At 69.7% G+C, this 22235-nt stretch carries 22 protein-coding genes; 4 read left to right on the top strand and 18 right to left on the bottom strand.

Annotated elements, in window-relative coordinates; all coding sequences use genetic code 11:
- Positions 1-38 precede the first annotated feature (38 nt).
- A complete protein-coding gene (map, locus tag ACFYRH_RS11145; protein ID WP_387771613.1) occupies positions 39-806 on the top strand; it encodes a type I methionyl aminopeptidase in 768 nt (255 codons plus the stop codon).
- Positions 807-861: 55 nt separating this feature from the next.
- Here the strand turns inward: map and ACFYRH_RS11140 are convergent, their stop codons facing one another.
- Genes ACFYRH_RS11140 through ACFYRH_RS11130 form a run of 3 tightly spaced genes read right to left on the bottom strand, consistent with a single transcriptional unit; the run spans position 862 to position 3435 of the window.
- Positions 862-1995: an Rv2578c family radical SAM protein gene (locus ACFYRH_RS11140; RefSeq protein WP_387771611.1), complete on the bottom strand. Its 1134-nt coding sequence runs from the start codon at positions 1993-1995 to the stop codon at positions 862-864.
- Between the two features lie 25 nt (positions 1996-2020).
- Positions 2021-2584 (bottom strand): DinB family protein, encoded by a 564-nt coding sequence (locus tag ACFYRH_RS11135; RefSeq protein WP_387771609.1) that lies wholly within the window; start codon positions 2582-2584, stop codon positions 2021-2023.
- A 17-nt stretch (positions 2585-2601) separates the two neighbouring features.
- A complete protein-coding gene (locus ACFYRH_RS11130) occupies positions 2602-3435 on the bottom strand; it encodes an NAD(P)H-binding protein (RefSeq protein ID WP_387771606.1) in 834 nt (277 codons plus the stop codon).
- A 70-nt stretch (positions 3436-3505) separates the two neighbouring features.
- On the opposite strand from ACFYRH_RS11130, the gene ACFYRH_RS11125 reads away from it, so the two are divergent.
- Positions 3506-4303: a TetR/AcrR family transcriptional regulator gene (locus tag ACFYRH_RS11125; protein WP_387771603.1), complete on the top strand. Its 798-nt coding sequence runs from the start codon at positions 3506-3508 to the stop codon at positions 4301-4303.
- 24 nt (positions 4304-4327) lie between these two features.
- On the opposite strand, the gene guaA is transcribed toward ACFYRH_RS11125, so the two are convergent.
- The 11 genes from guaA to ACFYRH_RS11070 form a co-directional block, all read right to left on the bottom strand.
- Positions 4328-5878 (bottom strand): glutamine-hydrolyzing GMP synthase, encoded by a 1551-nt coding sequence (gene guaA / locus ACFYRH_RS11120; RefSeq protein ID WP_387771600.1) that lies wholly within the window; start codon positions 5876-5878, stop codon positions 4328-4330.
- 10 nt (positions 5879-5888) lie between these two features.
- A complete protein-coding gene (locus ACFYRH_RS11115) occupies positions 5889-6086 on the bottom strand; it encodes a hypothetical protein (RefSeq protein WP_387771597.1) in 198 nt (65 codons plus the stop codon).
- A 9-nt stretch (positions 6087-6095) separates the two neighbouring features.
- A complete protein-coding gene (locus ACFYRH_RS11110) occupies positions 6096-7175 on the bottom strand; it encodes a hypothetical protein (RefSeq protein ID WP_387771594.1) in 1080 nt (359 codons plus the stop codon).
- Positions 7172-7828: a dethiobiotin synthase gene (gene bioD / locus ACFYRH_RS11105; RefSeq protein ID WP_387771591.1), complete on the bottom strand. Its 657-nt coding sequence runs from the start codon at positions 7826-7828 to the stop codon at positions 7172-7174. The genes ACFYRH_RS11110 and bioD overlap by 4 nt, the downstream gene beginning before the upstream one ends.
- Entirely contained in the window at positions 7825-8946 is a 1122-nt protein-coding gene (locus tag ACFYRH_RS11100) for an 8-amino-7-oxononanoate synthase (RefSeq protein ID WP_387771588.1), read from the bottom strand. The genes bioD and ACFYRH_RS11100 overlap by 4 nt, the downstream gene beginning before the upstream one ends.
- Positions 8939-9064 carry a hypothetical protein gene (locus ACFYRH_RS11095; protein ID WP_387771586.1) on the bottom strand — a complete coding sequence of 42 codons (126 nt, stop codon included), beginning with the start codon at positions 9062-9064 and terminating at the stop codon, positions 8939-8941. The genes ACFYRH_RS11100 and ACFYRH_RS11095 overlap by 8 nt, the downstream gene beginning before the upstream one ends.
- A complete protein-coding gene (locus ACFYRH_RS11090) occupies positions 9064-10377 on the bottom strand; it encodes an adenosylmethionine--8-amino-7-oxononanoate transaminase (RefSeq protein ID WP_387771583.1) in 1314 nt (437 codons plus the stop codon). The genes ACFYRH_RS11095 and ACFYRH_RS11090 overlap by 1 nt, the downstream gene beginning before the upstream one ends.
- Positions 10378-10488: 111 nt before the next feature.
- On the bottom strand, positions 10489-10686 hold the full coding sequence (locus ACFYRH_RS11085) for a hypothetical protein (protein ID WP_387771580.1): 198 nt from the start codon (positions 10684-10686) through the stop codon (positions 10489-10491).
- Positions 10686-11681, bottom strand: a complete 996-nt coding sequence (gene bioB / locus ACFYRH_RS11080) for a biotin synthase BioB (protein ID WP_387771577.1) — start codon at positions 11679-11681, stop codon at positions 10686-10688. The genes ACFYRH_RS11085 and bioB overlap by 1 nt, the downstream gene beginning before the upstream one ends.
- A gap of 626 nt (positions 11682-12307) precedes the next feature.
- Entirely contained in the window at positions 12308-14017 is a 1710-nt protein-coding gene (locus tag ACFYRH_RS11075) for a GMC oxidoreductase (protein ID WP_387771574.1), read from the bottom strand.
- A 232-nt stretch (positions 14018-14249) separates the two neighbouring features.
- Positions 14250-15842 carry a succinic semialdehyde dehydrogenase gene (locus tag ACFYRH_RS11070; protein ID WP_387771571.1) on the bottom strand — a complete coding sequence of 531 codons (1593 nt, stop codon included), beginning with the start codon at positions 15840-15842 and terminating at the stop codon, positions 14250-14252.
- A gap of 92 nt (positions 15843-15934) precedes the next feature.
- On the opposite strand from ACFYRH_RS11070, the gene ACFYRH_RS11065 reads away from it, so the two are divergent.
- The gene (locus ACFYRH_RS11065) at positions 15935-17383 is read left to right on the top strand and encodes a hypothetical protein (protein ID WP_387771568.1); all 1449 of its coding nucleotides are present in this window, start codon (positions 15935-15937) and stop codon (positions 17381-17383) included.
- 47 nt (positions 17384-17430) lie between these two features.
- Complete coding sequence (locus ACFYRH_RS11060) at positions 17431-18336, top strand: TIGR03086 family metal-binding protein (RefSeq protein WP_387771565.1); 906 nt, start codon at positions 17431-17433, stop codon at positions 18334-18336.
- Positions 18337-18349: 13 nt separating this feature from the next.
- On the opposite strand, the gene ACFYRH_RS11055 is transcribed toward ACFYRH_RS11060, so the two are convergent.
- From ACFYRH_RS11055 to guaB, 4 genes are read right to left on the bottom strand one after another with little or no spacing between them, the layout of a single operon-like run.
- Positions 18350-18748: a hypothetical protein gene (locus ACFYRH_RS11055; protein ID WP_387771563.1), complete on the bottom strand. Its 399-nt coding sequence runs from the start codon at positions 18746-18748 to the stop codon at positions 18350-18352.
- A gap of 52 nt (positions 18749-18800) precedes the next feature.
- Positions 18801-19523 carry an alpha/beta fold hydrolase gene (locus tag ACFYRH_RS11050; RefSeq protein ID WP_387771560.1) on the bottom strand — a complete coding sequence of 241 codons (723 nt, stop codon included), beginning with the start codon at positions 19521-19523 and terminating at the stop codon, positions 18801-18803.
- Positions 19520-20626 carry a GuaB3 family IMP dehydrogenase-related protein gene (locus tag ACFYRH_RS11045; RefSeq protein ID WP_387771557.1) on the bottom strand — a complete coding sequence of 369 codons (1107 nt, stop codon included), beginning with the start codon at positions 20624-20626 and terminating at the stop codon, positions 19520-19522. The genes ACFYRH_RS11050 and ACFYRH_RS11045 overlap by 4 nt, the downstream gene beginning before the upstream one ends.
- A 30-nt stretch (positions 20627-20656) precedes the next feature.
- The gene (gene guaB / locus ACFYRH_RS11040) at positions 20657-22168 is read right to left on the bottom strand and encodes an IMP dehydrogenase (RefSeq protein ID WP_387771554.1); all 1512 of its coding nucleotides are present in this window, start codon (positions 22166-22168) and stop codon (positions 20657-20659) included.
- Positions 22169-22235: the final 67 nt, after the last annotated feature.

The following is a 22235-nucleotide window of genomic DNA, read 5'->3' as shown; positions in this document are numbered from 1 at the left end:
AATGGTCACGATTCGACGACCCGGAAGCCGAGGACAGCATGGTCGACCTGAAGACGCCCGCGGAGATCGAACAGATGCGCGCGGCCGGGCGGGTCGTCGCGAACGCCCTGGCAGCCGTGAAGAAGTCGGCCGCGGCCGGGGTGTCGTTGCGCGAACTCGACGAGGTCGCCCGGGACGTACTGCGCTCCGCCGGCGCCGTCTCGTTGTTCGAGGGGTATCAGCCCGGGTTCGCGACGTCACCGTTCAGCGGAGTGATCTGTACGTCGGTGAACGACGCCGTACTGCACGGGCTGCCGACCGACCTGCGGCTACAGGACGGCGATCTGCTCAACGTCGACTGCGGTGCGTCGGTCGACGGGTGGTGTGCCGACTCGGCCATCAGCTTCTGCGTCGGTACGCCGCGCGCCGAGGACCTCGAGTTGATCGCGACGACCGAGGAAGCGCTCGCGGCGGGTATCGCGGCCGCGGTCGAGGGCAACCGGATCGGCGATATCGGTGCGGCGATCGGCAGGGTCGGCAAGCGCGCCGGCCTCGGCACCAACCTCGACTTCGGCGGCCACGGCGTCGGACGCCGGATGCACGAGGAACCGCACGTCCCGAACGGCGGCCGCCCCGGTCGCGGCCTCAGGCTCCGGGCCGGCCACGTCTTCGCCATCGAGCCCTGGTTCTGGACCGGTCCGGGGTCCACCTACGTCATCGACGACGACGGCTGGACGCTGCGCTCCGCCGACCACACCCGCGGCGCCCACGCCGAACACACCGTCGCCATCACCGCCGACGGCCCCCGGATTCTCACCGTCCCATGATCAGCTGGGGAGGATTTACCGCCCGATCCAGCACAGGATCCTCCCCACGACGCCTTTAGAACAAGGGCTGTTGGGTGGAGTCCTCGGCGTGGCTGCGGGGCCGGCGACGTGGTGGGTGGCGGAAGCGGGCGGCGGGGCCGGGCCGGGCGGTCCCGGGCTCGCCCCAACCGGACGTCTCGCCCGGGGCCTCCACGACTCCGGCCGAATGCATGCCGTTGACGGGTTTGCTGCGATGGCTCGAGCCGCGGCCGAAGCCGTGCTTGTCCAGCAGCGGTCGCACCTTCTCCTCGAAGGCGTTGCGGAAACTGGGAGCGGCGTACGCACCGTGGGCGTACAGCGACTCATACCGCCCGACCAGCTCAGGGTGATCGCGTGACAGCCACTGCATGAACCAATCCTTCACACCCGGTCGCAGATGCAGGACCAGCGTGGTCACGCCGGTTGCGCCGGCGTCGGCGAGCTGACCGAAGAGGTGATCCAGTTGCTCGGCCGAATCGGTGAGCCACGGCAGGACCGGCGCGACCATGACCCCACACGGCAGGTTGGCGTCGCGGATCGCCCGGATCAGATCGAGACGACCACGAACGGACGGTACGCCGGGCTCGAGCCGCCGACGCAGCTCTTCGTCACCCAGGGCCAGCGAGACGCCGACACCGACCGAGACCTCCTCAGCAGCAACAGACAGCAACCCCAGATCGCGCCGGAGCAACGTACCCTTGGTGAGGATGGACAACGGCGTACCCGAAGCGGCCAGGGCCTCGATGATGCCCGGCATCAGCCGGTAGCGGCCCTCGGCGCGTTGGTACGGATCCGTGTTGGTGCCCAGGGCAACTTGTTCGTAGCCCCAGGACGGCCGGGCGAGCTCGCGGCGCAGGACCTCGGCGACGTTCGTCTTCACGACGATCTGCCGGTCGAAGTCCTGCCCGGTGTCGAGCTCGAGGTACGTGTGCGTCGGGCGGGCGAAGCAGTACCGGCACGCGTGCGTACAGCCGCGGTACGGGTTGATCGTCCAGCTGAACGGCAGCGCCGAGCCCGGCACCGAATTCAGCGCCGACCGCGCGAGCACCTCATGGAACGTGATCCCCTGGAACTCCGGCGTCGTCACCGAGCGGACCAGCCCCGCGATCGCCCCGAGCCCCGGCAACGTGCCGGGAGTCTCGACGTCGATCTGCTGACCCGCCCACCTCATGATCACCAGTCGAACACATGTTCCCTTACTGCGTCAAACGGGCCGCCTCTTCGACCCTCGCACGGTACGCCGCCCACCATTGCGCGTCCTGCTCGGGCAGATTCGAGTTGCCCGGGCTCATCCCGGCCGCGCCGTCGATCTGCTCGCGGACGATGTCCGCGTGCCCCGCGTGCCGGCTCGTCTCGGCCAGCACATGAACAAGCATCCCGTGCAGCGTCGTTTCCGGTTTCCGCCACCACGGCACCTGCCCGGGCGCGTCCAGGGGGAGCTCCTCGATCGTCGCGTCCGCGTGCGTCCACACCCGGCGGTACAGGTCGACGATGTCCGCTCGCGTCTCGTCGGCTGTCACCCACACGTCCGCGTTGGGTTCCGCGTCGTCGTCCCACCACGGCAGCTCCTCGGGGAACGGTCGCCCGAAGCACTTCCCGAAGTACCAGGCCTCGACGATCGAGAGGTGCTTGACCAGGCCGAGCAGGTTGGTCGCAGTTGGGGTCAGCGGCCGGCGGATGTCGTACTCGCCGAGTCCGTCGAGCTTCCAGAGCATCGCCTTGCGCGCGTTGCGGAGGTATTCGTGCAGAGTCTCTTTCACACCCTGGATCCTGCCAGTCAGCGGAAGGCCGCGGCGTTGGTGGCCACCCACTCGCGGTACGTCGTGCCCGGGCGGCCGGTGAGGTCCGCGACGGCCGGCTCGGGTTTCATCGGGTGTTCGGACATCATCCGGAAGCCGTCGAGCAGCCAGTGCGCCGTTTCCGCACCGACCGACGGCGCCAGCGCCGCGACGTACTCCTCGGGCGTCTGCTCCTCGAAGCGGACGTCACGACCGATCGCCTCGGCGATCTGCGCGACCTGCTCGGGCTGCGTGATCCCTTCCGGCCCACTCATGACGATCTTCCGGCCGCCGAACTCCTCCGACAGCAGTACGACCCGCGCCACGGCCGCGATGTCCCCGAGGTCGATCGGCGTCTGCACGGCACCGGGGTACGGCGCCCGCACGACCCCGCCGGCCTTGATCGTCGGCGCCCAGCCGAGCGTGTTGTTCATGAACTGCCCCGGCCGCAGGAACGTCCAGTCGAAACCGCCCGCCTCGATCGCCCGCTCGATCCGGTAGTAGTGCCACGTCGACGGATCACCCTGCGCCTCGTAGTCGGCAGGCTCCCCCGACAGTACGACGACCCGCCGTACGCCGGCCTCCCGCGCGGACCGCACGAAGTCCTCGACGTACGCCGGAAGTGGCGCGAGATACACCGTGTCGATGCCGGCAAGCGCAGCCGGCAGCGTCGCGGGCTTGCCGAGATACCCGCGCGCGACCTCGACACCGGCGGGCAACGCCGCGCGGGCCGGGTTGTTCGTCAGCGCGCGCACCGTCGCGCCCGCCGCCACCAGTTCGTCCACCAGCAACCGCCCCACGCTCGCAGTCGCTCCGGTCACCAGGATCGTCATCCCTGTCCTCTCTCGAAACGGTATTCCCGTAGGGTATACGAGAATTCAAGCGACCGCCTATCGTTGGTCCGTGAGTGAACGGCGGAGTGGTGAGGGGCAGCCGGACCGGACGCTGGCGCTGCTGTGGCGGAACCACCGGCAGACCGCGGCCGACGGCCCCGCCGAGACGCGCCGCCGCGGAGCCGGCCGGCGACCGTCGCTGAGCGTGGACGACGTCATTCGGGCCGGCATCCGGCTCGCCGACGAACAGGGACTCGCGGCGGCGTCGATGGGTGGGCTGGCCAAGGAGCTCGGTGTCGGCACGATGACGCTGTACACGTACGTGCCGTCGAAGGAGGAGTTGCTCGACCTGATGGTCGACCAGGTCCTCGGCGAGCGCGAACTCCCCGGTCCGGGCGAACCTCGGCCCGACGACTGGCGTGAGCAGGTGGAGATCTATTCCCGGCAGACGCGCGCGATGTTCCAACGGCATCTGTGGTTGTCGCAGGTCTCGACGATCCGTCCGCCGGTCGGCCCGGGCATGCTCGCGGCCCGCGAGTACCTGCTGTCCGCGCTGCTCGGTCTGGGACTCAGCGCCCCCGACACCAACACGGCCGCGCTCGCGATCACGACGTACGTCGACTCCGCGGCCGGCCTGGAGGCGGAGAGCCAGCTCGTCGAACGCACCACCGGCCAGACCAACGACGCCTGGTGGTACGAGCGGAACGACCTGTGGGAGTCGTACTTCGACGCCGACAGGCATCCCGCGATGACCGCGATCTGGAACGCGAACGGGTACCAGTCGACCACCCGCGACGCCGCCGCGGACTCCTACCGCTACGGCCTCGACCGCCTCCTCGACGGCATCGAGGCCCAGCGCCCGCGGTGATCAGTCACAGCGTGCCGGGTGGAGTCACTCCCACTCGATGGTGCCCGGGGGCTTGCTGGTGACGTCGAGGGTTACCCGGTTGATCTCGTCGACCTCGTTGGTGATGCGGGTGGAGATGCGTTCGATCACGTCGTACGGGAGGCGGGCCCAGTCGGCGGTCATCGCGTCCTCGCTGGTCACCGGGCGGAGTACGACGGGGTGGCCGTAGGTGCGCCCGTCGCCCTGGACACCGACCGAGCGGACGTCGGCCAGCAGGACCACCGGGAACTGCCAGATGTCGCGGTCCAGGCCGGCCGCGGTCAGCTCGTTGCGGGCGATCAGGTCGGCGGCGCGGAGGATGTCCAGCCGCTCGCGGGTGACCTCGCCGATGATCCGGATGCTCAGCCCCGGGCCCGGGAACGGGTGCCGGTAGACCATCGTCTCCGGCAGGCCGAGCGCCAGCCCGAGCTCGCGGACCTCGTCCTTGAACAGCGTCCGCAGCGGCTCGATCAGGCTGAACTGCAGGTCGTCCGGCAGGCCGCCGACGTTGTGGTGCGACTTGATGTTCGCCGCGCCCGCACCGCCGCCGGACTCGACGACGTCCGGGTACAGCGTGCCCTGGACCAGGAACTCGATGTGCCGCTCGGCGTCCACCTTGCGCGCGGTCGCCTCGAAGGTCCGGATGAACTCGCGACCGACGATCTTCCGCTTCTGCTCCGGGTCGGTGACGCCGGCCAGCGCGGTCAGGAACTGCTCCTCGGCGTCGATCGCCTCGAGCCGGATCCCGATCGCGGCGACGAAGTCCTTCTCGATCTGCTCGGACTCACCGGCCCGCTGCAGCCCGTGGTCGACGTATACGCAGGTCAGCTGGTCGCCGATCGCCTTGTGCACCAGCGCGGCCGCGACCGCGGAGTCGACACCGCCGGACAGCGCGCACAGCACCTGCTTGTCGCCGACCTGCTGACGGATCAGCTCGACCTGCTCCTCGACGACGTTGGACGTCGTCCAGTCGCCCTTGCAGCCGGCGATCTCGTACAGGAAGTGCTCGAGGACCGCCTGCCCGGCCTGCGAGTGCAGCACCTCGGGGTGCCACTGCACGCCGGCGAGCTTCCGGTCCAGGTCCTCGAACGCAGCCACCGGCGCGCCTTCGGACGCGGCCAGCACGGCGAACCCCGCGGGCGGCGCGTGCACGGCGTCACCGTGCGACATCCACACGTTCAGGTCCTCGGGGATGCCGGCCAGCAGCGTCCCCGCCTCGCTCACGGTGACCGGCGTCCGGCCGAACTCGCGCAGTCCGGTACGCCGGACCTCGCCGCCGAGCGTCTGCGCCATCGCCTGGAACCCGTAGCAGATCCCGAACGCCGGGAGACCGGCCTCGAACAGCCCCGAGTCGACCCGCGGCGCGCCCTCGGCGTACACCGACTGCGGACCGCCGGACAGGATGATCGCCTTCGGGCCTTTCGCGAGCATCTCCGCGACCGGCATCGAGTGCGGCACGATCTCGGAGTACACGTTCGCCTCGCGCACCCGGCGGGCGATCAGCTGCGCGTACTGCGCTCCGAAGTCAACGACCAGGACCAACTCATGCTGCGTCACCTGGCAAAGCCTATCGGTGCAGGTCAGGAAGGCTGTAACTCGACCGGTCCGCGGCGATCGTGACCGGGTCGTTGGTGATCGCGAGACCCGGGAAACGGCGCCGCATCGCCGCCTCGTACCGGCACGCCGCGGCAGGTTCACCGACGTACTCCGCAAGCTGGTGCTCTCCGAACCACAGCCGCACCCGGCGGCGAGCTGGCAACTCCATGCGCCGACGCTAGTGACGCGAGTTGTCCCCGGTGTTACCGCGCGTTACAGCCAGGAGACGCTTCGGGGCGCGGAACGAGAGCAGGTCGATCATCGGCGGCTCCTCGGTCAACCGCACAGCACGCAGCAGGTACTGCGTGCACTCCAGCGCCACCCGCGCCTCCAGCCGCGCGAGCCCGGCGCCGAGGCAGCGGTGGATACCGATCCCGAACGCGAGATCCGCGGGACCGCCGTGCCCGCTCAGTCCGAGCAGGACCGGCGCCCGCGCGGGTAACCGCACGTCCCCCAGGGTGGTCGCCTCCGCCGTGACCCGCCGCCACGTCGGCACCGACGACGCGTCCCGAAGTACGTCCTCGACCATCTCAGCGGGGTCGATCGAGGCGCCGACCGACCTCTGAAAAGCAGTCGAGATCAGTTGGGTCGTGGTCTCCTGGCCCGCGATCAGCAGAAAGTAGCCGACCGCGCACACCTCTTCGTCGCTCAGCCCCAAGCCGGCCAGCACTCCGAAGAGATCGTCACCGGGCGCTTCCCGCGCGGCCGTCGTCCGCGAGCGCAGCCAGCCGTAGAACTCGGCCGCGCTGTGCGCCAGCTCCAACTGCCTGTCCTCGTCCGGACATCCCCAGAACAGCTCGAGCGAGTCGAGACTCCACGCCTTCAACGCAGGTACGTCGACATCCCCCAACCCGAGCAGACGCAGTACGACGAGAGCCGGCGGCTCGGCCGCGATCGCCTGCACGAGATCCACCTGCTCGCCCGCCGCCAACCGTGCCGACGCCGAGGCCACCCGCGCGGCGGTCAGCTCGCGGGTCAGCGGCTCGACCGCGGCAACCCGCGCCGGGCTGAAGAACCGCGCGACCGCAGCCCGGATCGGCCGGTGTGACTTCCCCGCGTTGTTCGCCAGCGTCGGCGGCAGCGCGAACCCGACCGCGGACAGCACCCGCAGCGCCTTCACCGCCAACGGGGTGTGGGCGAGTACGGCGTTGTCCGGACGGAACGTGTCCGGATCGAGCAGCACCTCACGAGCCTGCGCCGGGTCGTCGACAACCCAGTAGCCGAGGCCCTCGTCGTACCGGGCCGGGCATCCGCTCACGTGAACCAGCTCGGCGCGGCCGCCTGGAACTCCTCGCCGCTCAGCTCCCCGGCCCCGGCCGGGATCCGCCCGATCACCGGTACTCCGGTCGTCGCGGGAAGATCCTCCAGGTTGCACCGTTCGGCGAGATCCGGATCGTCGGGCCACGACCCGATGACCAGTCCGTCGACCCGCAGCCCGCGAGCCCGCAGCGCCTCGACCGTCAGACCGGCGTGGTTCAGGGTGCCGAGGCCGGCCCGTGCGACCACCACGAACCCGTAGGGTGACTTCAGCTTCCGGGCCAGGTCCGCGAGGTTGTGCCCCTCGGCGTCCAAGCCGACGAGAACGCCACCGGCCCCCTCCACCAGCACGGTGTCGTTGGTCAGCCCGAGCTGGTCGATGGCCTTCGCATGCGAGGCGACCGGCGGCAGCGTTACCCCTTCACGCCGTGCGGCCGTGGTCGGCGCCAGCGGATCACGCAGCCGAACCCCTTCGTGCAGCTTCGTGATCCCACTCAACCGATGAACGTCGTCGAGGTCCCCCGGCTCGTCCGGCCCGACCCCGGTCTGTGCCGGTTTGACAACACACACCGTCCCGGACGCCCGCACAGCAAGAGCAGCCGTGGTGATGGTCTTACCCACACCGGTATCGGTGCCGGTGACGAGAGTGATCATGAAACCTGACCGATCGCGTCGACGATCACGGCGCACGCGCGATCGAGATCTGCGGTGGACAACCCGGCGTGCGCGGTGAGGCGCAGACGGGAGACGCCGTCGGGAACGGACGGCGGACGGAAGCTCCCGACCCGTACGCCGTTCGCGAGGCACAGCTCGGCCGCGCGGACGGTTTCCCGCGGGCCCGGCATCGGGACCGAGACCACTGCACCGGACGACGGCGGCACGTCGCAGGCCGCCGCCAGCCGGGCCGCGGCCTCGTGGATCGCGGCAGGACGTTCGGGCTCGGCCCGCAGAACCTGGAGCGCGGCGCGGGCGGCGGCGCAGGCGGCCGGGTTGAGACCGGTGTCGTAGATGAACGGACGGGCGCGATTGATGAGGTGGTCGCACAACAAGCGCGGGCCGAGGACGACACCGCCCTGGGAAGCCAGGGACTTGGACAACGTCATCGTGACGATCACGTGGCCGAGTCCGGCGAGTCCCAACGCATGCACCGAACCGTGCCCGTCGCCGGTGACACCGAGGCCGTGCGCCTCGTCGACCAGGAGGACGGCGTCGTGCGCGGCGGCGGTCGCGGCGAGGGCAGTGAGCGGGGCTTCGTCGCTGAGGACCGAGAAGACCGACTCGGTCATCACTACCGCGTGCGGTTCGTTGCGTTCGGCAAGGAGTTTTTCGACGGTGCCGACGTCGTTGTGCGGCACGATCTCGACGCGGGAGCGGGCGAGCCGGCACGCGTCCACGAGCGACGCGTGGATGTGTTCGTCGGAGATCAGGAGGGTGCCGGGGCCGCCGAGGGCGGTGACGACGCCGAGGTTGGCCAGGTAGCCGGAGGAGAAGACGAGGGCGGATTCCTGGCCGGCGTACGCGGCCAGTTCCGACTCCAACTGCTCGTGCAGCGCTGTGGTTCCGGTGACCAGGCGGGAGGCGGTCGATCCCGTTCCCCAGGTACGGAGGGCCTCGGCAGCCGCCTCGACAACGCGGGGGTCGCGTGCGAGGCCGAGGTAATCGTTGCCGGCCAGGTCGATCAGCTGATCGCGGGCCGCACGCGGATGGAGCCGCCGTGTCAGACCGCGCGCCTCCAGCGCGGCAGCCTTCGGCGCAAGCCAATCCTCAAGCATCAGAACCGTCCGCAGGCTCGACAACGACCGCGACCGTGAACAGGAACTGGTGGCGTTGCACCGGCAATACCTTGTCCACGGCCTCCTCTACGGTGGTCCAGCCCCCATTCGCGGACATCAGCCGGCCTCCTCGATCGCACCGGTGATCGCGGACGTGATGGTGGCGATGTCGGCGTCGGTGCAGATGTACGGCGGCATTGTGTAGACCAGGTCGCGGAACGGGCGGACCCACACGCCTCGGCGCAGCGCGGCCTCGGTCATCCGGGGCAGGTCGACGGGGCCGGACAACTGGACGACGCCGACCGCGCCGAGCACCCGGACGTCCTTCACCGCAGGGAGCGCGGACGCGGGCGCGAGGCCGGCTGACAGGCCGGAGGAGATGCGGGCCACCTCGGCCGACCAGTCCTGGGACAGCAGCAGGTCGATCGATGCGAGCGCGACGGCGCAGGCGAGCGGGTTCGCCATGAACGTCGGGCCGTGCATCAGCGCACCGCCGGGACCGTTCGAGACGGTGTGCGCGACGTCCGTCGTACAGAGCATGGCGGCCAGGGTGATGTAGCCGCCGGTGATGGCTTTGCCGACGCAGAGGATGTCGGGGTCCAGGCCTGCGTGCTCGGACGCGAACAGCGTGCCGGTCCGGCCGAAGCCGGTGGCGATCTCGTCGAAGATCAGCAGGAAACCGTGGCGGTCGGCGAGCTCACGCAGTACCCGTAGGCAGGCGGGGCTGTACGGATACATGCCGCCCGCGCCCTGCAGGACGGGTTCGACGATGATGCCGGCGATCTGCCCGGAGTACTGCGCGGCGAGCTCGGACATCACCGCGGCCCAGGCCCGCAGTTCGGGATCGTCGTCCGGGCGGTCGAAGCCGGCCGGTGGCTGCGGGCCGAAGATCTGCTCCTTCAGGGCGCCGGTGAACAGCGAGTGCATGCCGTTCACCGGGTCGCAGACGCTCATCGGGGCGAACGTGTCGCCGTGGTACCCGCCGCGGACCGTCAGCATCCGCGTCCGTCCGTCGTTGCCGCGCGCAACCTGGTACTGCAGGGCGATCTTGATCGCGACCTCGACCGAGACCGAGCCGGAGTCGCACAGGAACACGTGCCGTAGCGGGTCCGGGGTGATCCCGACCAGCCGCTCGGCCAGCCGGATCGCCGGTTCGTGGGTCAGCCCACCGAACATCACGTGGCTGAAGTCGTCGGCCTGGGCCTTGAGCGCCGCGTCCAGCACCGGGTTCCGGTAGCCGTGGATCATGCACCACCAGGACGCCATCGCGTCGATCGCCTCGACGGTCCCACCCTGCCCGTCGTCCAGCTGCAGCCGTACGCCGGACGCGCCGCGGACCAGCCGCACCGGCGAGGGCTCGGTCAGCGAGGAGTACGGATGCCAGAGCAGCTCCGCGTCTCGCTGTTGCCACGTGTTGACCGACTGTGACACGGTCCTCCTCCGTCCTGAGGATTCACAACGTTAATCGGTCCGCACCCCACCGCGGCTCGCAGGTGGCCAGGATGTGATCAGTGCCTCGCGCCGTGCGCAGGAGCGTCGCGGTCAGTCCGAGGTGAGCTCGCCGTGCACCGAACAGCGGGCCGACCAGCCCATCGGGTGGACCTGGACGACCATCCGGCGCCGGCACTCGACGCAGTACCGCGGTGGCTCCAACTCGAGTGCCCGGCGGCAGTCCTCGTGTCCGCCGTCAGTCTCCGCGCGGCCGCAGTGGCCGCAGTAGACCTCGACCACGGCGGCCATCACAGCGTCTTCTGGAGTTCCTTGACCGGCATCTTCAGCTCGGCCAGCAGATCCAGGTCGGCGGTCGCCGGGCGGCCGAGCGTCGTCAGGTAGTTGCCGACGATCACCGCGTTGATGCCACCGAGCAGACCGTCGCGGGTGCCGAGGTCGCCGAGGGTCAGTTCGCGACCACCGGCGTACCGCAGGACCGTCCGCGGCATCGCGAGCCGGAACGCGGCGATGGTCCGCAGCGCGTCCTTGCCGTCCATGATGTCCAGGTCGCCGAACGGGGTGCCGGGACGCGGGTTGAGGAAGTTCAGCGGCACCTCGTGCGGGTCCAGCTCGGCCAGCTGCGCGGCCAGCTCGGCACGCTGTTCGAGGGTCTCACCCATCCCGACCAGGCCGCCGCAGCACAGCTCCATGCCGGATTCCTTGACCATCAGGCACGTGTCCCAGCGCTCCTCGAACGAGTGCGTGGTGACCACGTCGCCGAAGTACGACCGGGCCGACTCGAGGTTGTGGTTGTACCGGTGCACTCCCCATGACCGCAGCTCGTCGACCTGCTCCTGGGTGAGCATGCCGAGCGAGCAGGCGATGTTGATGTCGACCTCGGCGTTGATCGCGTCGATGCCGGCCTTGACCTGGCTCATCAGCCGCGCGTCCGGCCCGCGGACGGCGGCGACGATGCAGAACTCGGTCGCGCCGGTCTTCGCGGTCTCCTTCGCGGCCTCGACCAGCTCCGGGATGTTCAGCCAGACCGCGCGCACCGGAGAGGTGAACTGGCCGGACTGCGAGCAGAAGTGACAGTCCTCGGGGCAGCCGCCGGTCTTCAGCGAGATGATCCCCTCGACCTCGACCTCCTCGCCGCACCACTTCACCCGGACGTCGTGAGCGAGCGCGAGCAATTCGGGCAGCTTGTCGTCCGGAGTGTTCAGGACCTCGACCAGTTGGTCCTGCCCCAGCCCAACGCCCTGCTCCAGAACCTGCTCACGTGCCACGTCCAGGATCTCGCTCATGGTTCTCCTGCCTCATCGAACGGTCGGCTCACAGTAAGCCAGCGGGGTACGCCGGGACTGCGGCGGGCGTCACGTGGAACACATCGGTCCGTGGTGCCTCACCGCCACTCTCCGCACTCTCCCGGAAAGTTTCTGGATTTTTCTGCGGAACCTCGTAACCCCCTGTAGATGGGCTCGTTGAAGTGTGCAGAGGCGGTTACCGCAAGGAAGACCGCCACCCAGTTACCAAGAGCAACTGAATGCAGATCATTACGATCAGCACGCAGAGTGGTCACAAGGCCTGAAGCCCTTGGAAATTGGAGGTAAGGTAGTAACCAAGAGCTCGGGTCGCCAGCTGTGGTTGGTGACCCGATCCCAAAGCGCCGGGCGCCTCACCCCGGCTTGAGTGGGTCCCTCGGGAAACGATTTGGGCGGAAACGTTCCCGAGGGACCTGCTCCCTTTTCTGGACCTTTTACCTCGTCTCGGCGCATCAATGGCTGAAGGCGAGGTTTTTTCAGGTTTGGGGCGTGGCGTTGTTTTTCAGGGGCTTGGCCGTCCTGGCGGGGGCTTCAACAGGAAATAACCTGTGTTAACTCACGAGTAACTGTTCAAGCCCCCGAGAAAATGGCTGGAGATCGCGTTTCTGTTACGGATGGGTTACGGGGTGTTCCGGTGTGATCGGGATGATCGGGAGCCGGAGCGCGCCGGGGGCGTCGTCCGGGACCACCGGGTGCGCGGGCCGGACCGGCTGGATTCGCCGATACTCCGATCCGGGAGCCGGGCGCGGGTCGGGCTCGCCCTTGTTCGGCCAGAACGACAGCGCCCGCTCGGCCTGGGCGGTGATCGTCAGCGACGGGTTCACGCCGAGGTTCGCCGAGATCGTCGAGCCGTCGACGATGTGCAGACCGTCGTAGGAGTAGACGCGGTGGTACGGGTCCACGACGCCGGTCGCGGGTGAGTCGCCGATCGCGCAGCCGCCGATGAAGTGCGCGGTCATCGGGACGTTGAAGGGCTCGCCGATCGTGCCGCCCGGGGTCCCGTTCATCAGCTTCGCCATCCGGCGGACCACCTGGTTCGCGACCGGGATCCAGGACGGGTTCGGGGCGCCGTGGCCCTGTTTCGAGGTGAGCCGCCAGCGGCCGAGGCGGTCGCGCTTGCCGAAGGTCGTGATCGAGTTGTCCGCGGTCTGCATGACCAGGGCGATCACCGTCCGCTCGGACCAGTGCTTCAGGTCGTACAGCCGGCGGATGTTCTTCCGCTGGACGCCGAGTTCCTTCAGCCAGGTCCGCCAGCGCGGCCTGTCGCCGTCGCCGTCGGTCAGGACGGTCTGCAGCAGCGACATCGCGTTGCTGCCCTTGCCGTACCGGACCGGCTCGATGTGGGTGATGTCGTCCGGGTGGAACGACGAGGTGATCGCGACTCCGCGGCTGTAATCCACATCACTGTCGCGAGAGATCGCGCCGAGCAGCGACTCCGAGTTGGTCCGGGTCAGCACGCCGAGACGGTCCGACAGCCGCGGCAGCTTGCCCTCGTCGCGCAGGCGGTGCAGGAGTTTCGCCGTACCGAGGGCGGAGGCGGCGAAGACCACCTGCTCCGCGGTGAACCGGCGGGTGACCTTCTTGTTCGACGTACGGCGGGTGTCGATCGCGTACCCGCCTTCGGGCAGCGGCTCGACGGACGTGACCGTGGTGAGCGAGTAGACCTCGGCGCCCGCCTTCTCGGCCAGGTACAGGTAGTTCTTGGTCAGCGTGTTCTTCGCGTTGTGCCGGCAGCCCGTCATGCACTCGCCGCAGTCCGTGCAGCCGCGACGCCGCGGCCCGGCGCCACCGAAGTACGGGTCCTCGACCTCGACACCGGGCTCACCGAAGAACACCCCGACCGGCGTCGGGTGGAACGTGTCCCCCACGCCCATGTCCTCCGCGACCTGCTTCATCACCTTGTCCGCCGGCGAGAACCCGGGGTACGTCGTGACGCCGAGCATCCGCTTCGCCTGGTCGTAGTACGGCGCGAGCTCGGACTTCCAGTCGGTGATGTGCGCCCACTGGCGGTCGGTGTAGAACGCGGGCAGCGGTTCGTAGAGTGTGTTCGCGTAGACCAGGCTGCCGCCGCCGACGCCCGCGCCGGACAGGATGATCACGTCGCGCAGCGCGCTGATCCGCTGGATCCCGTACATCCCGAGCTTCGGCGCGAACAGAAACCGCTTGGTATCCCACGAGTTCTTCGCGAACGCACCGTCGTCGAACCGCGCCCCCGCCTCGAGTACGGCGACCCGATACCCCTTCTCGGTCAGCCGCAAGGCGGACACCGACCCACCGAACCCGGACCCGATGACGAGGACGTCGTAGTCGAAGGTCATGGGGCCTCCCGGTCTGGACTGAGGAGCGCAGGGAGCCCGGTCGCGGGGTCCCCGGTCTGGACTGAGGAGCGCAGGGAGCGCAGCGACCGGAGCGACGAGGGAAGACCGGGAACCAGACCCCGCGACCTGCCGCGCGCCAGCGCGGCATCCAGCACCGCGACTGGAGCGACGAGGGAAGACCGGGAGTCACAGCCCCGTGACCCGCCGAGCGGCAGCGAGGCATTCAACACAGTCATGGGCGGCCGATCTTCTTCAGCACGCGCAGGGCGCCGGTCATCAGCTCGGCGAACTTCTCGTCGGACAGGCCGTGTGAGGCGGCGATCGGGATCAGGCGCTGCGTGGCGATCGCCTGCGGTTCGACGTACCGGCGGATGCCCTCGACGCCCTGTCGGCGGCCGAGGCCGGACGACCGCATCCCGCCCATCGGGGTGTCGATCGAGCCGAACGTCGCGCCGTACCCCTCGTTGACGTTGACCGTGCCGGCCATCAGCTGCGCGGCGACCGCGCGGCCGCGGCGGCCGTCACGGGTCCAGACGCTGGCGTTCAGGCCGTACTCGCCCTCGTTGGCGCGCTGGATCGCCTCGGACTCGTCGGAGAACCGGTAGATCGAGACGACCGGGCCGAAGGTCTCGTTGTCGAAGCACTCCATCGCCGGGGTGACGCCGGACAGGACGGTCGGCTCGTAGAACAGCGGGCCGATGTCGGGGCGCGGCTTCCCGCCGGCGAGTACGGTCGCGCCCTGCGAGCGGGCGTCCTCGACGTGGCGGGTGACCGTTTCGAGCTGTGCCTTCGAGATCAGCGAGCCCATGTCGACGTCCCAGCCGGTGCCGGCGCTCAGGCGAAGCTTCTTCACCCGATCCACGAAAGCGGTGACGAACGCGTCGTACACCTGGTCGGCGACGTACAGGCGTTCCATCGAGACGCACAGCTGGCCGGCGTTCGCGAAACACGCCCGGACGGCGCCTTCCGCGGCACGGTTGACGTCCGCGTCCCGCAGTACCAGCATCGGGTTCTTGCCGCCGAGCTCGAGGCTGCAGCCGATCAGGCGCTCACCGCACTGCTTCGCGACCAGCCGGCCGGTCTTGGTGGAGCCGGTGAAGCAGATGTAGTCGGCGTTCTGGATCAGGGCGCCGCCGACCGTCGAGCCGGGGCCGTTCACCGCGAGCCAGGCGTCCCGCGGCAGGCCGGCCTCGTACAGCAGCTCGATCCCGCGGAGCGCGGTCAGCGGGGTCTGGCTGTCCGGTTTGTGGACGACCGTGTTGCCGGCCAGGATCGCCGGCAGGCCGTCCGAGATTGCCATCGTGAGTGGATAGTTCCACGGCGAGATGATGCCGACGACGCCCTTCGGCACGAACCGCTCCTCGGCCCGGGTGAGCACCGGGAAGATCCCGAGCTTGCGCTGCGGCTCGAGCAGCTCGAACGCCTTGCGGCCGTAGTACCGCGCGGTCAGCGCGACGTGCGCGAGCTCCTCGAACGCCTGCTTCCGCGCCTTGCCGGACTCGCGGATGATCAGGTCGACCAGCTCGTGCCGGTGGTCGAGGACCAGGTCGTGGTAGCGCAGCAGGATCGCGGCGCGCTCGGCGAGCGGAACCCGCTTCCAGGTCGCTTGCGTCTTCCGGGCCAGCCGGACCGCCGCGACCACGTCGTCCTCGCTGGACAACGGCAGGTCCGCGATCGGCTGTCCGGTGGCCGGTGCGTACGACGTCCGGGTCCCCGCCGTGGCGCGCAGCAGCCCCGACAACCGCCGGATCACCGACTGGTCGGTCGCGTACGACGCGGTCGGATCGAGCTCCGGATCAGCAGGAATCGACGTCTGCTCACTCATAACTGAAGGCTACCTGCCGGTAATAGCCAGTGTCAGTATCAGAGGATGGTTAAGCTGATCCGCTGAAACAAGTGAAGGGGTGGATCGTCAAGATGGTGGACAGCGGGGGGCTTTGGACGCCTCCTGAGGACGAGCTCGGTGAGGCGCTGCAGACCGCACAGGTGCTGATCGAGGAAGGCCGGGCCGACGAGGCCGGGCCGTACCAGCAGCGGGTCATCGAGCTGGCCAGGGAGCGTGCCGAAGGGCACCCGAACCACTACGAGGCCAAGCACCTGATGGCCGCGACGCAGTACGAGCTGGCCGGCTCGCTGAACGCCTCCGGGCGGCACGAGGAGGCACTGGTCGCGCTGCACGCAGCGCAACTCGGCTACACCGAGCTCCAGGATGCCGGCGTCCTGGACGCCACCTGCTTCCTCGCCGACGTCCGTGCCCGGCGCGCGATGACGCAGGCGCACCGCGGGCACGGCGCCACCGCCGTACTCGAGATGGACGGCGCGGTGATCTCGTACGGCCAGCTCGTCGGCGGCGAGGACGGCCTGAAGCACCAGCCCGACTTCGCCCGCGTGCTCGCCATGAACGCCCTGATCCTGCGCCGGTACGGCGATCCCGCGCTCGCAGTCGCGTCCGCGGACGCGGCCACCCAGCTGTTCCTCCAGCTCGCCGACCAGATCAACGAGAGCCCGCAGTCCCTCTCCTACGCCCGCTACCTCTGTACGGCGACCGCGGTGTCCGCCGACGTGCACGCCGCGGAGGGCCGGCTGGACCTGGCGCTGGACGCGGACGAGATCGGTCTGACCACGGCCGACACGCTCGCCGACTCCGACTCGGCGACCGACATGCGGACGCTGGTCGCCGCGCTGGTCCGCAAGGGTAAGCACCTCGGGACCGTCGGCCGGCTGGAGGGCGAGGCCTGTCTGCGGACCGCGTTCGACACCGACCCGGAGACGGCGGCCCGGGTCGTCGAGGAGCTCGACCGCGGGCTGCCGCTCACGCTGGTCGCCGCCTTGGAGAACGCGGAGATCAAGCTCGGGCCGTTCGAGCAGTACCACCGCCTGGTCGCGCTCAGCGAGCCCGCGCCCGGGATGACGCTGGCAACTGTGTCCGGCCGGACCGATCCAGAGTCCGCGGCGATCCGTGCGACCGAGCTGGCGGAGCTGGTCCGGCCGCTGCTCACCCAGGACGCGGACACCGCGCTCACGCTCGGTCTGGAGGCGCACTACCTGTTCGCGATCTCGTCCGAGCGCGAGTCGCACCGGATGCGGTTCCAGACCGCCACCTACGTGCCGATCTGGGCCCAGCTGCTGCTCGACATCTCCGACGCGTACTTCCAGGCCGGCCGGACCGACATCGCGCTCGACCTGGGCGGCTGGTGCGCCGAGGTCGCGACCGCCCTGATCCCGTACGCCGACGACCACGCCGAGATGAAGGAGCTGGCCGGGTCCTGCTACCGGCATCACGGCAACCTGCTCGCCGCCACCGGCGACGTGGCCGCGTCCCAGCACGCCCACGAGGCCGCCGAGCAACTCCAACTCGGCCGTTGACGCACCGCCCCCGGCAGGCGGACGCTGACGCTTGGGGGTGGCAAGTCATGGATGTCGTTGAGCTGCACAACCGCACGGTCGCGAACTTCGCGGAACTGGTCACCGGGGTGGCCGCCGACCAGTGGTCGGCACCGACACCGTGCTCGGACTGGGACGTCCGCGCGCTGGTGAACCACGTCGTCGGCGAGGAACGCTGGACCGTTCCGCTGATGGAGGGCCGGACGATCGCCGAGGTCGGGAACACCCTCGACGGCGACCTGCTCGCGGACGATCCGGCCGGCGCCGCGACGTACGCGGCCCGGGAGGCGACCGTCGCGGCGACCCGGGCGATCGACAAGGTACATCTGTCGTACGGCGACGAGGATCCGCACGAGTACCTGCGCCAACTCGCGGCCGACCACCTGATCCACGGGTGGGACCTGGCCGTGGCGATCGGCGTACCGCCGCGGATGGACACCGCGCTGGTGGACGAGGTCGGGACGTGGTTCGTCGGGCGGGAGGACCTGTACCGGTCCGCGGGGATGATCGGTGAGCACCTCACCGGGTACTCCGATCCGGCCGAGGCACTGCTGGCGGCCTTCGGACGGGACCCGCACTGGAATCCGGCGCTGCCGGTGATCGACCGGTTCGGGATCGCATTCGACCAGCGGGACCTGGCGATGGCGATGTCGCTGGTCACCAGCGACATCGTGTTCGAGTCGACGGCGGCCCCGGACGGCGGGCGTTTCGAGGGTGCGGACGCCGTGCGGGCCGAGTGGGCGAGGATGTTCGCGGAGACCACCGACCCGCACTTCGAGACCGAGGAGACGGTGATCCTCGGCGATCGTGCCCTGGTGCGCTGGCGGTACTCCTGGCAGCAGCCGTCCGGCGATCGCGGGCACGTCCGCGGGGTCGACGTACTGCGCCTGCGGGACGGGAAGATCGCGGAGTCGCTGGCGTATGTGAAGGGTTAGCCGGCGTGCAGGGTCAGTCGGCGAGGTCCGTGCGGAGTGCGCCGACGAACAGGCCGGCTTCCTCGTCGGTCATGCCGGTCTCGGAGACGACCAGGGCGGTCGCCTGATGGAGCTCGCCGGCGGCCTTGAGTGCACGGGTGCGCTCGGCCAGGTTGGTGCCGGGCCGGCGGACCAGCGGCGTACCCGTCGTCGGCGGGACGTAGCGCCCGAGGCGGATGTCCTCGACCAGCTCCTTGGCCTGTTTCAGGGCCAGTCCGGTGCGGTCGTGGATGAGCTTCACCGCATGCACCGACTTCTTCGTGGTGATCAGGAACCGCACCTGGTCCACGTCGTCGGGGGACAGTTGGGCCCGCGCCGCGGCGAGGGCAACATTGTCCGCGTCCTGGTCGCTCCGTCGGCTGAACAATCCCATGCGGTCATCCTTCCAGAACCGATCAAACCGGGTGAACTCGAAGCACGTCGGATCAGCGCGCGAGCAGCCGGACGATCTCGGACCAGGCGAGGGCGCCCAGCTCACGGTCCGCCGCGTCCGTGCCACCGCGCGCCATCCGCTGCCCGGCGGTCTTCGGCTCCTCACCCGGCAGCACCGCACGGTGTCCGGCCTCCGGAACCGTCACGACCCGCGTCGGAAGGTCGCCGCGCCGGCGCCGGATCTCCTCCGCGAACTCGACCGCGGGCCAGACCTGGTCGTCGCCGCCGGCTATCAGCAGGACCTCGCTCCGAATCCGCTCCACCGGGATCCGCGCCGGCTCGGCGTCCTCGCACACCTGCACGCTCTGGCGGTACAGCCCGGTGTAGCTCGGCGGATCCGTCGGAGGCGTCCAACTCAGGTCGAAGGGCACGAACGGGAGCGGCTCACCCTGCCAGGTCCAGGCGGACCGCTGACTGCCGTCCTCCAGATTCCGCCCCCAGACGTAGGCACTCGGCGCGAACGCGACCACCGTGTGCACGCGGTCGTCCAGGGCGCCGAGCAGCAACGCCGCCTCGGCACCCCACGAACTGCCCATCACGACGACCCGGTCGTTGCGCTCCGCGAGGTCGCCGACCGGGAACGACTCCAGCGGGACCTCATGCGTCACGGTCCAGCGCGGCGCGAGGACGTCGTACCCCTCGGCCTCGAGCAGACGCGCACGATCCAGATCGGGCGCACCACTCGAGCCGTGCAGGAGCAGTACGCCCGTGGTCAACCTACGACTACCTCGACGCGCTGGAACTCCTTGACCTCGGTGTACCCGGTGGTGGCCATTGCGCGCTTGAGCGCGCCGACCAGGTTCATCGTGCCGTCCGGGACCCAGGACGGGCCGAACAGAATCTGCTCCATCGTGCCGGTGACGCCGACCTCGACCCGCTCGCCGCGGGGCAGGTCCTGGTGCCAGGCCTCGGCACCCCAGTGGTACCCGCCGCCGGGGGCGTCGCTCGCCCTGGCCAGCGGCGAGCCGACCATCACCGCGTCCGCGCCACAGGCGATCGCCTTCGCCACGTCGCCGGACCGACCGACCGAGCCGTCCGCGATGACGTGCACGTAGCGGCCACCGGACTCGTCCATGTAGTCCCGCCGGGCCGCCGCGACATCGGCCACCGCCGACGCCATCGGGACCGCGACCCCGAGCACCTTCCGGGTGGTGTGCGCGGCGCCACCGCCGAAGCCGACGAGTACGCCGGCCGCGCCCGTCCGCATCAGGTGCAACGCGGCCTGGTGCGTCGCGCAGCCACCGACGATCACCGGGACGTCCAGGTCGTAGATGAACTGCTTGAGGTTCAGCGGCTCCGCCTGTCCGGAGACGTGCTCGGCCGAGACCGTCGTACCGCGGATGACGAACAGGTCGACGCCCGCGTCCACGACATGCTTGGCGAACTGCTTGGTGCGCTGCGGCGAGAGCGCCCCGGCCACGGTGACGCCGGAGGCGCGGATCTCCTGCACCCGCTGCGAGATCAGCTCGGGCTTGATCGGCGCCGAGTAGATCTCCTGCAGCCGGTGCGTCGCCTGCTGGGTGTCGAGGTGGATGATCTCCTCGAGCAGGCTCGTCGGGTCCTCGTAGCGGGTCCAGAGACCCTCGAGGTTCAAGACGCCGAGACCGCCCGCCTTGCCGATCGCGATCGCGGTGGCCGGCGACATCACCGAGTCCATCGGCGCGGCCAGGATCGGCAGCTCGAACCGGTACGCGTCGATCTGCCAGGCGACCGAGACCTCCTCAGGGTCCCGCGTCCGCCGCGACGGCACGATCGCGATGTCGTCGAACGCGTACGCCTGCCGGCCACGCTTCGCGCGGCCGATCTCGATCTCGGTCATCTGGTGTTCCTTCGGGTTGGAGCAGACAGGTCAGCGGCCGGAGTAGTTCGGGGCCTCGACCGTCATCTGGATGTCGTGCGGGTGGGACTCCTGGAGGCCGGCGGAGGTGATCCGGACGAAGCGGCCCTTCTCCTGCAGTTCCGGCACCGTGCGGGCGCCGGTGTACCACATGGACTGCCGCAGGCCTCCGATCAGCTGGTGCGCGACGGCGGACAGCGGGCCGCGGTACGGGACCTGGCCCTCGACGCCCTCGGCGATCAGCTTCTCGTCGCTGCCGACGTCGCTCTGGAAGTAGCGGTCCTTGGAGTACGACTTGCGCAGCCCGCCGGACTGCATCGCGCCGAGCGAGCCCATCCCGCGGTACGCCTTGAACTGCTTGCCGTTGATGAACACCAGGTCGCCCGGCGACTCCTCGCACCCGGCGAGCAGCGAGCCCAGCATGACGGTGTCCGCACCGGCGACGAGCGCCTTCGCGATGTCACCGGAGTACTGCAGGCCGCCGTCGCCGATCACCGGGACGCCGGCCGGCTTGCAGGCCAGCGAGGCCTCGTAGATCGCGGTCACCTGCGGTACGCCGACGCCGGACACGACCCGCGTCGTACAGATGGAACCGGGGCCGACGCCGACCTTGACGCCGTCCGCGCCCGCGTCGACCAGCGCCTGGGCGCCCGCCCGGGTGCCGACGTTGCCGCCGACGATGTCGACACCGCGGGTGGCCGGGTCGGCCTTGAGCTTGCGGATGATCTCCAGCTGCGACTGGGAGTGACCGTGGGCGGTGTCCACGACCAGCACGTCGACGCCGGCCTCGACCAGCGCCATGGCCCGCTTGTACGCCTCGCCGAAGAAGCCGATCGCTCCGGCCACCATCAGCCGGCCCGTCGCGTCCTTGGTGGACAGCGGGAACTTGTCGCGCTTGACGAAGTCCTTCAGCGTGATCAGGCCGGTCAGCTTGCCGGAGTCGTCGACCAGCGGCAGCTTCTCGACCTTGTGCTTGCTGAGCAGCGCCATCGCGTCGTCCGCGGCGATGCCCTGCTTGCCGGTGATCAGCGGCTGCTTGGTCATCACCTCGCGGACCGGCCGGGACAGGTCGTTCTCGAAGCGCATGTCGCGGTTGGTGACGATGCCGACCAGGACACCGGCGCCGTCCACCACCGGCACACCGGAGATCCGGTACTGCCCGCAGAGCGCGTCGGCCTCGCCGATGGTGGCATCCGGGCCGATGGTGATCGGCTGCGCGATCATGCCGGACTCGGAGCGCTTGACCAGGTCGACCTGCTGGGCCTGGTCCTCGATCGACAGGTTGCGGTGCAGCACGCCGAGACCGCCCTGGCGGGCCATCGCGATCGCCATCCGCGCCTCGGTGACGGTGTCCATCGCGCTGGACAGCAGCGGGATGTTCACCCAGACGTTGCGGCTCACCCGGGACCGGGTGACGGCTTCGGACGGGATGACGTCGGACTCGTTCGGCTGCAGTAGTACGTCGTCGAAGGTGAGGCCGAGGACGGCGAACTTGTCAGGAACTCCAGCGGGTGTGATGTCCATGGGGAAAGCAGGCACCTTTGTACGGCGAGAACGGAGCACCATCCTATCCGCGCCCCCGCGAGGCCCC

The sequence above is a fragment of the Kribbella sp. NPDC004875 genome (genome assembly GCF_042873375.1).
GTDB lineage: Bacteria > Actinomycetota > Actinomycetes > Propionibacteriales > Kribbellaceae > Kribbella.
This window is presented reverse-complemented; position numbering and strand designations above follow the sequence as displayed.